The sequence below is a fragment of the Streptomyces sp. NPDC034037 genome (genome assembly GCF_055575715.1).
The window spans coordinates 312,522-326,825 of sequence record NZ_JBVISC010000001.1; the positions used below are offsets into that span (position 1 = coordinate 312,522).

At 70.6% G+C, this 14,304-nt stretch carries 13 protein-coding genes; 1 reads left to right on the top strand and 12 read right to left on the bottom strand.

Features of this window, described 5'->3' with window-relative positions:
• Positions 1–14: 14 nt before the first annotated feature.
• The 4 genes from ACZ516_RS01470 to ACZ516_RS01485 form a co-directional block, all read right to left on the bottom strand.
• Positions 15–482, bottom strand: a complete 468-nt coding sequence (locus tag ACZ516_RS01470; protein ID WP_469007974.1) for a GNAT family N-acetyltransferase — start codon at positions 480–482, stop codon at positions 15–17.
• The gene (locus tag ACZ516_RS01475; RefSeq protein WP_358584281.1) at positions 479–1,420 is read right to left on the bottom strand and encodes an RluA family pseudouridine synthase; all 942 of its coding nucleotides are present in this window, start codon (positions 1,418–1,420) and stop codon (positions 479–481) included. The genes ACZ516_RS01470 and ACZ516_RS01475 overlap by 4 nt, the downstream gene beginning before the upstream one ends.
• 69 nt (positions 1,421–1,489) lie before the next feature.
• On the bottom strand, positions 1,490–2,101 hold the full coding sequence (gene lspA, locus ACZ516_RS01480) for a signal peptidase II (RefSeq protein WP_358698068.1): 612 nt from the start codon (positions 2,099–2,101) through the stop codon (positions 1,490–1,492).
• Positions 2,102–2,179: 78 nt separating this feature from the next.
• Positions 2,180–3,226 (bottom strand): TraR/DksA family transcriptional regulator, encoded by a 1,047-nt coding sequence (locus tag ACZ516_RS01485; protein ID WP_469007977.1) that lies wholly within the window; start codon positions 3,224–3,226, stop codon positions 2,180–2,182.
• Positions 3,227–3,818: 592 nt separating this feature from the next.
• Between ACZ516_RS01485 and ileS the strand changes: the two genes are divergently transcribed.
• Positions 3,819–6,968: an isoleucine--tRNA ligase gene (gene ileS, locus ACZ516_RS01490; RefSeq protein ID WP_361081658.1), complete on the top strand. Its 3,150-nt coding sequence runs from the start codon at positions 3,819–3,821 to the stop codon at positions 6,966–6,968.
• 186 nt (positions 6,969–7,154) lie between these two features.
• Here ileS and ACZ516_RS01495 read toward each other — a convergent pair whose 3' ends face one another.
• The 8 genes from ACZ516_RS01495 to murG form a co-directional block, all read right to left on the bottom strand.
• Positions 7,155–8,255 carry a DivIVA domain-containing protein gene (locus ACZ516_RS01495; RefSeq protein WP_358584285.1) on the bottom strand — a complete coding sequence of 367 codons (1,101 nt, stop codon included), beginning with the start codon at positions 8,253–8,255 and terminating at the stop codon, positions 7,155–7,157.
• Positions 8,256–8,310: 55 nt separating this feature from the next.
• The gene (locus ACZ516_RS01500; protein ID WP_358584286.1) at positions 8,311–8,595 is read right to left on the bottom strand and encodes a YggT family protein; all 285 of its coding nucleotides are present in this window, start codon (positions 8,593–8,595) and stop codon (positions 8,311–8,313) included.
• 81 nt (positions 8,596–8,676) lie between these two features.
• On the bottom strand, positions 8,677–9,312 hold the full coding sequence (locus ACZ516_RS01505; protein WP_358584287.1) for a cell division protein SepF: 636 nt from the start codon (positions 9,310–9,312) through the stop codon (positions 8,677–8,679).
• A gap of 124 nt (positions 9,313–9,436) precedes the next feature.
• Entirely contained in the window at positions 9,437–10,156 is a 720-nt protein-coding gene (locus tag ACZ516_RS01510; protein WP_361081661.1) for a YggS family pyridoxal phosphate-dependent enzyme, read from the bottom strand.
• 6 nt (positions 10,157–10,162) lie between these two features.
• A complete protein-coding gene (gene pgeF / locus ACZ516_RS01515) occupies positions 10,163–10,894 on the bottom strand; it encodes a peptidoglycan editing factor PgeF (protein WP_361081663.1) in 732 nt (243 codons plus the stop codon).
• Positions 10,891–12,129, bottom strand: coding sequence for a cell division protein FtsZ (gene ftsZ / locus ACZ516_RS01520; protein ID WP_358584290.1), 1,239 nt, complete (start codon positions 12,127–12,129; stop codon positions 10,891–10,893). The genes pgeF and ftsZ overlap by 4 nt, the downstream gene beginning before the upstream one ends.
• A gap of 275 nt (positions 12,130–12,404) precedes the next feature.
• Entirely contained in the window at positions 12,405–13,193 is a 789-nt protein-coding gene (locus tag ACZ516_RS01525) for a cell division protein FtsQ/DivIB (protein ID WP_361081665.1), read from the bottom strand.
• A 14-nt stretch (positions 13,194–13,207) separates the two neighbouring features.
• The gene (murG, locus tag ACZ516_RS01530) at positions 13,208–14,302 is read right to left on the bottom strand and encodes an undecaprenyldiphospho-muramoylpentapeptide beta-N-acetylglucosaminyltransferase (RefSeq protein ID WP_358584292.1); all 1,095 of its coding nucleotides are present in this window, start codon (positions 14,300–14,302) and stop codon (positions 13,208–13,210) included.
• Positions 14,303–14,304: the final 2 nt, after the last annotated feature.

Genomic DNA, 14,304 nt, shown 5'->3' on the forward strand with positions numbered 1-14,304 from the left:
GGCGCCCGACGCGTTCAGCGCAGCGGCTTGCGCATGGCCCTATGTGGAATCCCGGCGTCGGGGAACTCCGGTCCGTACGCCTCGTACCCCAGGCGTTCGTAGAACCCCACGGCGTGGGTCTGGGCGTGCAGGTCGACCGCCGTCAGCCCACGCGCGCGTGCCGCGTCCTCGATGGCCCCGACGAGGGCCGCGCCGACACCGAGGCCGCGTGCGGTCGCCGTCACCGCGAGCCGGCCGAGCGCGCCCACCCCGGCGTCGCCGCCGTTCTTGGCGGCCGCCGCCTCGCCGGTCAGCAGCCGGCCCGTGCCGAGCGGGACGCCGTCCTCGTCCACGGCCAGGACGTGCACCGCCCCGGCGTCGTAGGCGTCGTACTCGATCTCCTCGGGCACCTGCTGCTCGGCGACGAAGACGGCCTTGCGGACCGCGAAACAGGCCTTCAGATCGGCGGCCTCCCGCGCGACCCGGATCGTCACACCGGTCACGAACTCTCCGCCCGCACCCGGTCCAGCGCCTGCTGGAGGTCGTCGGGGTAGCCGCTCTCGTACTCCACCCACTGGCCGTCGCCCGGGTGCTCGAAGCCGAGCCGGACGGCGTGCAGCCACTGGCGGGTGAGGCCGAGCCGCTTGCCGAGCGTCGGGTCCGCGCCGTACGTCAGGTCACCCACGCAGGGGTGGCGGTGCGCGGACATGTGCACGCGGATCTGGTGGGTGCGGCCCGTCTCCAGCTTGATGTCGAGCAAGGAGGCGGCCCGGAAGGCCTCGATGAGGTCGTAGTGCGTGACGGAGGGCTTGCCCTCGGCCGTGACCGCCCACTTGTAGTCGTGGTTCGGGTGGCGGCCGATGGGGGCGTCGATGGTGCCGCTCATGGGGTCGGGATGGCCCTGGACCAGCGCGTTGTAGCGCTTGTCGACCGTGCGCTCCTTGAACTGGCGCTTCAGCGAGGTGTAGGCCCGCTCCGACTTGGCGACCACCATCAGGCCGGAGGTGCCCACGTCCAGGCGGTGCACGATGCCCTGGCGCTCGGCGGCACCGGAGGTCGAGACGCGGTACCCGGCGGCGGCGAGGCCGCCGATCACGGTGGTGCCGGTCCAGCCGGGGCTCGGGTGCGCGGCGACGCCGACCGGCTTGACGATCACGACGATGTCGTCGTCGTCGTGCACGATCTCCATGCCCTCCACGGGCTCGGCCACGACCTGCACCGGAGCGGGTGCCTGGGGCATCTCCACTTCCAGCCAGGCGCCGCCGTGCACCCGCTCGGACTTGCCGACCACCGAGCCGTCGACCGCGACCTTCCCCGCCGCGGCGAGCTCGGCGGCCTTCGTACGGGAGAAGCCGAACATGCGCGAGATGGCGGCGTCGACGCGCTCGCCCTCCAGGCCGTCCGGCACGGGCAGGGTGCGGATCTCGGGAATCGTGCTCACCCATTGAGTATGCAGGAGCCCACCGGCCCCCCGGCACCACGGGCCGTCGCCCCGACCCCCGGAGCGGGCTCAGTCCTTGTGGACGGTGCCGTCCGGGTCGAGTCCCCGGAAGGACAGCAGCACGATCAGGATGCCGCCGCAGACGATCGCGGAGTCCGCGAGGTTGAAGACCGCGAAGCCCTTGGGGGCGATGAAGTCGACCACCGCGCCCTCGAAGACGCCGGGCGCGCGGAAGATCCGGTCGGTGAGGTTGCCGAGCGCGCCGCCCAGGAGCAGGCCGAGCGCGATCGCCCACGGCAGGCTGTAGAGCTTGCGGGCGAGCCGGGCGATCACCACGATGACCGCCGCCGCGATGCACGTGAAGATGATCGTGAAGGCCTCGCCGAACCCGAAGGCGGCGCCCGCGTTGCGGATCGCGGTGAAGCGGAGCCAGTCGCCGAGGACGTCGATCGCGTCGTGGTGCTCCAGCTTCGCGACCACGATCATCTTGCTGACCAGGTCGCAGGCGTACGCGAAGGCGGCCACCGCGAACAGCACGGCGATCTTGCGCCTGCCCTTGGGCCGGTCGCCGCCCTCGCCCGCGTCCGCCGTCCCGTCGGAGACCGAGCCGGACCGCTCCGGCTCGTCCCCGGCCGTCTCAGGGATGTCCGGCGTACCGATGATGCGCTCCGCCTCTGCCACGTGAGTCCCTCAACCTAGGTACCTGACTGGGGACGAGGGTACGGCACACGCATCCGGGGGCAGGCGTCCAGCCCACGCTCAGGAGCGCCGTTCCTGCTTCTGCTTGCACTCCACGCACAGGGTCGCGCGCGGGAAGGCCTGCATCCGCGCCTTGCCGATCGGGTTCCCGCAGTTCTCGCAGAGGCCGTACGTGCCCGCGTCGAGGCGTTCCAGGGCGCGCTCGGTCTGGTCGAGCATCTCGCGCGCGTTGGCGGCCAGGGACATCTCGTGCTCGCGGGTGATGTTCTTCGTGCCGGTGTCGGCCTCGTCGTCGCCCGCGCCGTCGCCGGAGTCCCGCATCAGGCCCGCGAGGGCCTTCTCCGAGGCGGCGATCTCCGCGGTCAGCCGCAGCGACTCGCTTTGGAGTTCCGCGCGGGCCTCCGCGACCTCCTCCGGGGTCCAGGGGTCCTCGCCCGCGCGGACCGCGAGCCCGCCGGGCCCCGCCGCGACGCCGCGCGCCTTGGGCACTGCCGTCGACTGCGCCTCGGCGGTCGCCGTGCCCGGAGTCTTCTTCGCAACCACTGTCGTGGCTCCCGTCGTCTCCGCGGCCTCAGCCGCATCCTCGGCCGCGGACGCGACCGTCTTCTTGGCCGTGCTCTTCTTGGCCGTGCTCTTCTTAAGTGGGCTCTTCTTGGCCGTGGTCTTCTTCCCGGCCGCCGGCCTTCTCGCCGGGGACGACTTCTTGGCAGCGCTCTCAGCGACCGCGTGCGGGTCCGTCACCGGCTCGTGTGCGGCCTCCGCCTCCGAGGGGGCAACCGTTTCCTCGCCGGCCGCTTCCCCGGGCCCGGTCTCCTTAGCGGTGCTCTTCTTAGCGGTCACTTTCTCAGCGGCCATCTTCTTAACGCTCGCCTTCTTAGCCACCGCTTTCTTGGCGGTGGCTTTCTTGGCGGGCGCCTTCTTGGCCGTGGCTTTCTCAGCGGTGACCTTCTTGGCGACGGCCTTCTTCACGGCGGTCTCCTTGGCCACCGCCTTCTTCGCAGCGCCGGACACCGCCTTCTTGCCGCTCACATCCTTGGCCGTCGCCCCGGCCGCGCCTGTGGATCTGCCGGACGCCGACTGCTGTACGGCGGTCTTCTTCGCCACCATGGCCGCGGCCCCTTCACATATTGTGATCTTGCACGCGAATCGTGCTGGGACGATAAATCGACTCCAGGCCCGCGGCAACGGGGCACGCCGCCCGATCCGCCCGCCGCACCGGTCCCGCGCGGCGAGTCTGCAAGCGTTGTGCCCAACTCCCCGCGGGGTAATCCGCCGACCGGCGCGCGCGGGGATCCACTCGCCCCCGTGTGACCATTCGGGTCACGCCGGCTCTTCGCGGACCGCCCCGCGACGGCCCGCGAAAACCGGTCGGCCGCCCCTGCCCGGGCGCCGTACACTGGGCTGCAGCGAGAAGCGTGGATGGGGACGAGTAGCGGCGTACGCGGCCATGAGCGACCCGGGGACGGTGTGAGCCCGGGGGCGAGCGCGCCGTGAAGATCACCCCGGAGCCGCCGGAAGAAAGCCGAGGCCCGCGGGCCCCGGTCGGTAGACCCGGTATCGCGACCCCAATGAGGGGGCTCACCGGCGCGGACCCCGCCCCGGAGGGCCAAGGAGGGTGGTACCGCGGGAGCGCGCCGCACCAGGCGCACACAGCTCTCGTCCCTCCGACGGAAGGCAGCACATCCGCCGGAGGAGCTCGTTGAATACGCCGCCGCAGTACCGCCAGGTGCCCGCCCAGGTCGACCTGCCCGCCCTCGAGCACGCCGTGCTCGACTTCTGGCACGAGCAGAAGATCTTCGCCAAGAGCCTGGAGCAGTCCGAGGGCCGCCCCGAGTGGGTGTTCTACGAGGGCCCGCCCACCGCCAACGGCATGCCGGGCGCCCACCACATCGAGGCCCGGGTCTTCAAGGACGTCTTCCCACGCTTTCGCACCATGCGGGGCTATCACGTGGCCCGCAAGGCCGGCTGGGACTGCCACGGCCTGCCCGTGGAGCTCGCCGTCGAGAAGGAGCTGGGCTTCAACGGCAAGAAGGACATCGAGGCGTACGGCATCGCCGAGTTCAACGCCAAGTGCCGCGAGTCCGTCACCCGGCACACCGACGCCTTCACCGAGCTGACGACCCGCATGGGCTACTGGGTCGACCTGGACGACGCGTACCGGACGATGAATCCGGAGTACGTCGACTCGGTCTGGTGGTCCCTGAAGGAGATCTTCAAGAAGGACCTCCTCGTCCAGGACCACCGCGTCGCCCCCTGGTGCCCGCGGTGCGGCACGGGCCTGTCCGACCACGAGCTGGCGCAGGGCTACGAGACGGTCGTCGACCCGTCCGTCTACGTCCGTTTCCCGCTCACCTCCGGTCCCCTGGCCGGCGAGGCCGCCCTCCTGGTCTGGACGACGACGCCCTGGACGCTCGTCTCCAACACCGCTGTCGCCGCGCACCCCGACGTCACCTACGTCGTCGCGACGAAGGGTTCGGAAAATCCCGAGAAGCTGGTCGTCGCCCAGCCGCTCGTCGAGAAGGCCCTCGGCGAGGGCTGGCAGACCACGGGCGAGACCTTCACCGGCGCCGAGATGGAGCGCTGGACCTACCAACGCCCGTTCGACCTGGTGGAGTTCCCGGCTCCGGCGCACTTCGTGGTCAACGCCGAGTACGTCACCACCGAGGACGGCACCGGCCTCGTCCACCAGTCCCCCGCCTTCGGTGAGGACGACCTCAAGGTGTGCCGCGCCTACGGCCTGCCGGTCGTCAACCCGGTCCGCCCCGACGGCACTTTCGAGGAGGACCTCCCCCTCGTGGGCGGCGTCTTCTTCAAGAAGGCGGACGAGACCCTCACCAAGGACCTCGCCGACCGTGGCCTGCTCTTCAAGCACATCGCGTACGAGCACAGCTACCCGCACTGCTGGCGCTGCCACACGGCCCTGCTCTACTACGCGCAGCCGTCCTGGTACATCCGCACCACGGCCGTCAAGGACAAGCTCCTCCAGCAGAACGAGCGGACCAACTGGTTCCCCGACTCGGTCAAGCACGGCCGGTTCGGCGACTGGCTGAACAACAACGTCGACTGGGCACTGTCCCGCAACCGCTACTGGGGCACCCCGCTGCCCATCTGGCGCTGTGAGGAAGGCCACCTCACCTGCGTCGGCTCGCGCGCGGAACTGGGCGAGCTGACCGGCACCGACCAGTCGGGCCTCGACCCCCACCGCCCGTTCATCGACGAGGTCACGTTCGCGTGCCCCGAGTGCGACGGCACGGCCACGCGCGTGCCGGAGGTCATCGACGCCTGGTACGACTCGGGCTCGATGCCGTTCGCGCAGTGGGGATACCCGTACAAGAACAAGGAGCTGTTCGAGAGCCGCTACCCGGCGCAGTTCATCTCCGAGGCCATCGACCAGACCCGCGGCTGGTTCTACACGCTGATGGCCATCGGCACCCTGGTCTTCGACAAGTCGTCCTACGAGAACGTGGTCTGCCTCGGCCACATCCTCGCCGAGGACGGCCGCAAGATGTCCAAGCACCTGGGCAACATCCTCCAGCCCATCCCGCTCATGGACCAGCACGGCGCCGACGCGGTGCGCTGGTTCATGGCGGCCGGCGGCTCCCCGTGGGCGGCCCGCCGCGTGGGCCACGGCACCATCCAGGAGGTCGTCCGCAAGACCCTCCTCACGTACTGGAACACGGTCGCCTTCCAGGCGCTGTACGCCCGTACGTCGAAGTGGGCCCCGAGCGACGCCGACCCGGCGCCCGCCGACCGCCCGCTCCTGGACCGCTGGCTGCTCAGCGAACTGCACGCGCTCACCGACCAGGTCACCCAGGCCCTGGAGGGCTACGACACCCAGCGCGCGGGCAAGCTCCTGTCCGGCTTCGTGGACAACCTCTCCAACTGGTACGTACGCCGCTCCCGTCGCCGCTTCTGGCAGGGCGACAAGGCGGCCCTGCGCACCCTGCACGAGGCCGTCGAGACGGTCACACGCCTGATGGCCCCGCTGACACCGTTCATCACCGAGCGCGTCTGGCAGGACCTGATCGTCCCGGTGACCCCGGACGCCCCGGAGTCCGTGCACCTGTCCTCCTGGCCCGAGGCGGACCTCTCCGCCATCGACCCGGAGCTGTCCCGGCAGATGGACCTCGTGCGGCGCCTGGTCGAGCTCGGCCGTGCCTCGCGCGCCGAGTCGGGCGTCAAGACGCGCCAGCCGCTGTCGCGCGCGCTGGTCGCGGCGTCCGGCTTCGAGGCGCTGGGCACCGAGCTGCGCGCGCAGATCACGGAGGAGCTGAACGTCTCCGCACTGGCGTCGCTCTCCGAAGTCGGCGGTTCACTGGTCGACACGACCGCGAAGGCCAACTTCCGCGCGCTCGGCAAGCGTTTCGGCAAGGGCGTCCAGGCGGTCGCCAAGGCCGTCGCCGAGGCCGACGCGGCCGCGCTGTCGCTGGCCCTGCGCGAGGGCACGGCCTTCGTCGAGGTCGACGGCGAGAAGGTGACGCTCGCCCCCGACGAGGTCATCATCACGGAGACCCCGCGCGAGGGCTGGTCGGTGGCGTCCGACTCCGGTGCCACGGTCGCCCTGGACCTGGAGCTGACGGACGAGCTGCGCCGTGCGGGCCTGGCCCGGGACGCCATCCGCCTGATCCAGGAGGCCCGCAAGAACAGCGGCCTGGACGTCGCGGACCGGATCGCCCTGCGCTGGACCTCCACCGAGCCGGCGGTGAGCACGGCCCTGGCCGAGCACGCGGGCCTCATCGCGGACGAGGTGCTCGCCACCGACTTCGCCGAAGGTGAGGCGGACGACACATTCGGGCAGCCGTTCACGGACGACTCCCTGAAGCTGACCTTCCGCCTCCGCAAGGCGTAAGGCTCGCACGAAGGCCCGGTTCCGCCGAAGATCTCGGCGGGACCGGGCCTTTCGCGTACGCGCCCGCGTCGGGCACGCGGCTGCGCGCGAGGGACGGAAAAGCACGGGACGGAAAAGGGCCGGGCCCCCGGAAATCCGGGGGCCCGGCCCTGAACGCTGCCGACGCCTAGGGCGTGGTCCCGCCCGTCAGTTGTCGTCCTCGTCGATGAGGAAGCCACGCATCGGCGACGGAGCCTGCTGCATGGGCTGCTGCCCCTGCGGCCGCACCGGCGCCATCGGCTGGGTCATCGCCGGGGACATCTGCTGCTGTCCGCCGTAGGACGGACCGCCCTGGCCCTGGTTGCCACCCATCGACTGGTTGCCGCCGTAGGACGGGGCACCCGCGCCGGCCGGAGCCATCGACGGCGCCGGGGACGGCGGCAGCGAGGCGGTGGCCGGAGTGCGCGGCGGGGCCAGCGAGTCGTCGGCCTGGGTCTCCAGCTGGCGCAGCTGCGACTCCAGGTAGGACTTCAGACGCGTGCGGTACTCGCGCTCGAAGCCGCGCAGGTCCTCGACCTTGCGCTCCAGCGTGGCGCGAGCGGACTCCAGGGAGCCCATCGCGACGCGGTGCTTCTCCTGCGCGTCCCGCTCCAGGGCGTCGGCCTTGGCACGGGCGTCGCGCTCCAGGCCCTCGGCGCGCGAACGAGCCTCGCCGACGATCTTGTTGGCCTCGGAACGGGCCTCCGCGATCGCCTGGTCGGCGGTCTGCTGCGCCAGGGACAGCACGCGAGCGGCACTGTCACCGCCGGGGCCCTGACCACCCTGCGACATCTGCGGACCGTGGCCGCCCATGGGACCACCCATGGGGCCGCCCATCGGACCCTGGCCCATCGGGCCGGGACCCTGCGGACCACCCTGGGGGTGTCCCTGGCCGTGGCCGCTGGGGCCTGCGGGCAGCTGCGGTGCGCCGCCGGGCAGCTGCGGCGGGCCGCCCATGGGGCCACCCATCTGCTGCTGCGGCGGGACCGGCTGCGGACCCGATATAGCGGCGGGCACCGGGGCACCGGGACCTCGCTGGTCCTGCGGCCCGTCGGGACCCTTGCGCATTCCGCCCTGCTGCTGGTTCTGCGCGGCGGCGCGCGTGGCGGCCGCCAGCTTGGCGCGCAGGTCCTCGTTCTCGCGGAGCAGGCGGGTCAGTTCGGCTTCGACCTCATCGAGGAAGGCATCGACCTCGTCCTCGTCATAGCCTTCTCGGAGGCGGACGGTCGTGAACTGTTTGTTCCGCACGTCCTCGGGGGTCAACGGCATCTCTTCACCTCAACGTAGTCGTCGGCATTCGGCAAGACCGTATTAGACATCGCGCTCACAGCTGACTCACGACGTGGATCAGGATGTAGACGATGATCATCAGTACGAAGAAGGACAGGTCGAGCGCCACGCCCCCGAGACGCAGCGGCGGAATGAACCGCCGCAAGAGCTTGAGCGGTGGATCAGTGACAGTGTAGGTGGCCTCCAGAACGACCACCATCGGCTTGCCGGGTTGCCATGAGCGGGCGAACTGGAAGACGTAGTCCATGACCAGTCGGAAGATCAGCACGATGAGGAAGCACATCAGCGCGATGTAAAGCACCTGCACGACCACGCTCATGTCCGCGGTTCCCTCTCCCCTGTTACTCGTGCTTCGTCGTTCCGGTACTGCGTCTACGGCAACTACTGCGTCACTTACGTCTCAGCTCTGGTTGAAGAACCCGCCCTCTGCGATGCGAGCCTTGTCCTCCGCCGTTACATCGACGTTAGCAGGCGACAACAGGAACACCTTCTGCGTCACTCGTTCAATGCTGCCATGCAGACCGAAGACCAGACCGGCGGCAAAGTCGACAAGTCGCTTCGCGTCGGTGTCGTCCATCTCGGTCAGATTCATGATCACCGGAGTGCCCTCGCGGAAGTGTTCCCCGATGGTACGGGCCTCGTTGTAGGTCCGCGGGTGCAATGTGGTGATGCGGTAGGGCTCCCGCTCGGACACGACCTTGGGCATGATCACCGGTGCGTTCTTCTCCAGGCTCTGACGTTCAGGTGTGATGGATGCCACGGGGGCGATTCGTGCCGGACGTCCGGATTCCGCGGCCAGCGAAGTGGAATGGGCCGCCGGTTCACGGGGGGCGGGTGGTTGCACCACTCGTACCGATTCGTCCCGTTGCGGCTGGTGAGCCTGGTGCGACTGGTGGGGCGGTTCATGCCGCCTGCGGTCGCGCTCCGGCTCCGGCTCGGGTTCGAACTCGTCATCGGGGTCGAACCCCGGACCGTCGTACCCATCGTCCTCCACGAGGCCGAGGTAGACCGCCATCTTGCGCATCGCGCCGGCCATGCTCTGAGTCCTCCGCTCTGTGGTGGATCGGCTGTCGTCACCAACTGCCCGCGATCCACGAGGTATCCCCGCTCAGCAGCGGGAATGACCATATTTTCTGCTGTGGTCCGACTTCTTGGCGACGTTACCCGAGCCCGGGGCGCACTCCGAGTACCGCCGTACCGACGCGCACATGTGTCGCCCCGGCCGCAACGGCCTGTTCGAGGTCCGCGCTCATCCCTGCCGACACCATGTTCGCAGCAGGATGGTTCGCGCGCATGAGGGTTGAGAATTCCACCAATCGCTCGAAGGCCGCCCGCTGCCGGCCGGCGTACGGTCCGGTGAGCGGGGCGACGGTCATCAGACCGTCCAGCCGCAGTCCCGGCGCCGCCGCCACGAGGTCGGCCAACTCCTCGATCCCGCCCGGGCCCACGCCCCCGCGCTCCCCCCGGCCGTTCTCCCCGGCGTCGAGCGCGACCTGGATCAGGCAACCCAGCTCCCGCTCCGCGCGCACCGCCGCCGCCGAGAGCGCGGTGACGAGCCTCGGCCGGTCGACGGACTGCACCAGATCGGCATAACCGACCACGGAACGGACCTTGTTGGTCTGCAACTGGCCCACGAAGTGCCAGGAAAGGGGGAGATCCGTGCACTCGGCCGCCTTCGGCGCCGCGTCCTGGTCGCGGTTCTCCGCGACATGACGCACGCCCAGTTCCGAGAGAATCCGCACATCGCTCGCGGGGTAGGTCTTGGTGACCACGATGAGGGTCACCTCCTCGCGCGCCCGCCCGGCCGCCGCGCACGCCGCGGCGATGCGCTCCTCGACCTTCGCCAGGTTGTCGGCGAGTTGCTGCTTACGGTCCGTCATTTCCTATCAGTCCAGCCAGACATAGCCCGCGAGCCGACCGGTCGTACGGTCGCGGCGGTAGGAGAAGTGGTCGCCGGATTCCCGGGTGCACACCGGCGAGCGCGCCCGGTCGCGCACCCCGAGCCGCTCCAGTTGGGCGTGCACCCCCGCGCTCACGTCGAGCGCCGGCGTGCCCCAACTCGTCACGGCGTGCGCCGCGGGCTCGACGGCGGCGACCTCGGCACGCATCGCCTCGGGCACCTCGTAACAGTGCCCGCAGACGGCGGGTCCGGTGCGGGCGAGGATCCGCCCCGGGTCCGCGCCGAGCCCGACCATGGCCTCGACGGCGGCCGGCACGACGCCCGCCACCATGCCGGGACGCCCGGCGTGCGCCGCCGCCGCGACCTTGGCGACCGGGTCGGCGAGCAGGACCGGCGTGCAGTCGGCGGTCAGGACGGCGAGCGCCACTCCCCTGCGGGCACTCACCACCGCGTCGACGGCCGGAATCTCGGCGTCCGAGCCCCAGGGGCCGTCGACCACGACGACGTCGCGGCCGTGCACCTGGTTCATCCACACGACCCGGGCCGGGTCGAGGCCGAGGGACGCGGCGACCAGCGTCCGGTTCTCCCGCACGGCGCCGGGGTCGTCGCCGACCGCGCCGCCGAGATTGAGCTCCTCGTACGGAACGGCGCTCACCCCGCCCCACCGGTCGGTGAAGGCGAAGTGCGCGCCGCTCTCGGTGCTGTGCTCGCTTATCACTTCAAGAAGTCCGGCACGTCCAGCTCCTCGGCCTGGCTGTCCTGGTAGGGACGGGCCGGCGGAACCTGCGGCGGGGCGGCGGGCGTGGCCGGGGCCTCGCTCGCCGGGGCCGACTCCGCGGGCTCCGGTGCCGATGGCTGCTCGTCGCGCGTGGTGACGCTGCCGAGTCCGCCGAAGGCCGGGCGGGGCGATTCGGCGGCGGGACGCGTGGGCGCGGAGGGCGCCGGCTCGTCGCGCTTGGCCGATCCGGACGCCGAGCTGAGGACGGTGTCCCGCTTGGACGGCGGCTGCCCGCCGTCGAAGCCCGCCGCGATGACGGTGACCCTGACCTCGTCGCCGAGCGCGTCGTCGATGACCGCGCCGAAGATGATGTTGGCCTCGGGGTGCGCGGCCTCGCTGACCAGTTGGGCCGCTTCGTTGATCTCGAAGAGGCCGAGGTCGGAGCCGCCGGAGATGGAGAGCAGCACACCGCGGGCGCCGTCGATGGACGCCTCCAGGAGCGGTGAGGAGATCGCCATCTCGGCCGCCGCGACCGCGCGGTCGTCGCCGCGGGCCGAGCCGATGCCCATGAGCGCCGAACCCGCCTCCGACATGACCGACTTGACGTCGGCGAAGTCGAGGTTGATCAGACCCGGGGTCGTGATGAGGTCGGTGATCCCCTGGACGCCGGAGAGCAGGACCTGGTCCGCCGACTTGAAGGCGTCGAGGACGGAGACCTGGCGGTCCGAGATGGACAGCAGTCGGTCATTGGGGATGACGATGAGGGTGTCGACCTCTTCGCGCAGCTCCGCGATGCCGTCCTCGGCCTGGTTGGCGCGGCGGCGGCCCTCGAAGGTGAAGGGCCGGGTGACCACACCGATGGTGAGGGCGCCGAGCGAGCGCGCGATGTTGGCGACGACAGGTGCGCCGCCCGTTCCGGTGCCGCCGCCTTCGCCGGCGGTGACGAAGACCATGTCGGCCCCCTTGAGGACCTCCTCGATCTCCTCGCGGTGGTCCTCTGCGGCCTTGCGGCCGACTGCCGGGTTGGCGCCGGCGCCGAGGCCGCGGGTGAGTTCACGGCCGACGTCGAGCTTGACGTCGGCGTCGCTCATCAACAGGGCTTGCGCGTCGGTGTTGATGGCGATGAACTCGACGCCCTTGAGACCGACCTCGATCATCCGGTTGATGGCATTGACACCACCGCCGCCGACACCGATGACTTTGATGACTGCGAGGTAGTTCTGCGGTGCTGCCACGTCGAAGGCCTCTCGCCTCGAGTTACGTGTCGCCGTTTCGCAGGTGTGCGAGGCGGCGACTGATGCCGAATGGGACGGTCCGAACGCCGACCCGAACCCTAACGCTGAAGTTTAGGGTTACCAGTGTGTCTGTTCTCTGGACTCTTCCGAACAGGACACTAAGTCGACAAGTGGCGCACGTTCAACGAACACGCCGAACCTCCCGTTTTTCTTTTCACCCTATGTGATCAGCCGTAGCAGTGCCGAACCAGGGTGCTGGCCTGCACAGATACACGTCAACTCCCTGATGACGCAGGGGCCGTGGGGACGCTCACATCGAAGTGCCGTGCCTTGGGTGCCGCTTTCATCAGCGCGCTGAGGGTAGTGGCTTTCGTGCGCCCCTTCTCGCCACTGCCCCAGACGACCGTGCGAGCGCCGCTCAACTCCAGCGAGATGGAGTCGTACGAACGGACCTTGACCTCGCGGGTGTCACGGGCGACGGCTTCGGGCAGGTCACCGGTGACCCGCACCGCCTCGCGCAGCAGCCGGTCGGTGCCGAACCGGCGCAGGCTCGCGGCCGCGCCGCGCCGATCCGGCGTCAGTTCGAGACGCGGGACGCCCTCGGGGGCGTGCTCGACCGTGGCGAATCGCACTCCCTGGCCGTCCACTTCGACGAACTTTCCTCCCTTTTCGATGACAAGGGCGGGCTTGCGTTCCGTCACTTCGAGACTGATGTCGTGCGGCCAGGACCGGACGGCCTCGACCGAGTCGATACGGGGCAGTTCCGAGCGGAGCCGGCTCTCCAGGGCGTCCGTGTCGACCGAGACCAGCGGGTCCCCGACCGGGGCCCGCGCCGCGTCGAGCACCTCCTGGGCCGTGAGCACCCGGGTGCCCGAGACCGTCACCCGCTCCAGGCGCAGCCACTGCGAGCCGTAGAGCACCCACAGGGCCCCGGCCGTGACGAGCGCGGCGAGGACCCCGCCCGCGATCAGGGCGCGCGAACGCGGCGTCAGGCGCCGGACGCGCTGCGGGCGGGGCGGGCCGGACTTCTTCTGCTGCCGTTCGGCGGTGATCGGTCCGGCCACGGTCCCCTGCCCTCTCACGCGTTGCGGCGTGCCGCAATCGCCTCGTAGACCATGCCGACGAGCAGCTCGTCGGCGTCCCTGCGGCCGAACTCCGAAGCCGCGCGGGACATCTCGTACAGCCGGTGCGGATCGGCCAGCACGGGCAGCACGTTGCCCTGCACCCACTCGGGCGTCAGTTCCGCGTCGTCCACCAGCAGTCCACCGCCCGCCTTGACCACCGGCTGGGCGTTGAGCCGCTGTTCGCCGTTGCCGATCGGCAGCGGTACGTAGGCGGCGGGGAGCCCGACGGCGGAGAGTTCGGCGACGGTCATCGCGCCCGCGCGGCAGAGCATCATGTCGGCCGCCGCGTACGCGAGGTCCATCCGGTCCACGTACGGTACCGGGATGTACGGGGGCATCCCCGGCATCTGGTGCACCTGCGGCAATTCGTTCTTCGGGCCGACCGCGTGCAGGATCTGGATGCCCGCGCGCTGGAGCACCGGGGCGACCTGCTGGACGACCTCGTTCAGCCGCCGCGCGCCCTGGGAGCCGCCGGAGACGAGCAGGGTCGGCAGGTTGGGGTCGAGGCCGAAGGCGGCGCGCGCCTCCGGACGGACCCGGGCCCGGTCGAGCGTGGCGATCGTGTGCCGCAGCGGGATGCCGATGTAGCGGGAGTTGCGCAGCTTGCTGTCGGGGGTGGCGACGGCCACCCCGTGGGCGTACCGCGAACCGATCTTGTTGGCGAGTCCGGGCCGCGCGTTGGCCTCGTGCACCACGATCGGCACCCCGGCCCGCTTGGCCGCGAGATAGCCGGGCAGCGCCACGTAGCCGCCGAAGCCGACCACGCAGTCCGCCTTGGTGCGCTCCAGGATCTGCTCGGCCGCCTTGATGGTGCCGCGCAGCCGTCCCGGGACGGTGATCAGCTCAGGGGTGGGCTTGCGGGGCAGGGGGACGGCCGGGATCAGCGCGAGTTCGTAGCCCCGCTCCGGTACGAGCCGGGTCTCGAGTCCGCGCTCCGTGCCCAGGGCCGTGATGCCCACGGTCGGGTCCTGCCTCCGCAGGGCGTCCGCGAGGGCGAGCGCGGGCTCGATGTGGCCGGCGGTCCCCCCGCCGGCGAGTACGACATGCACCG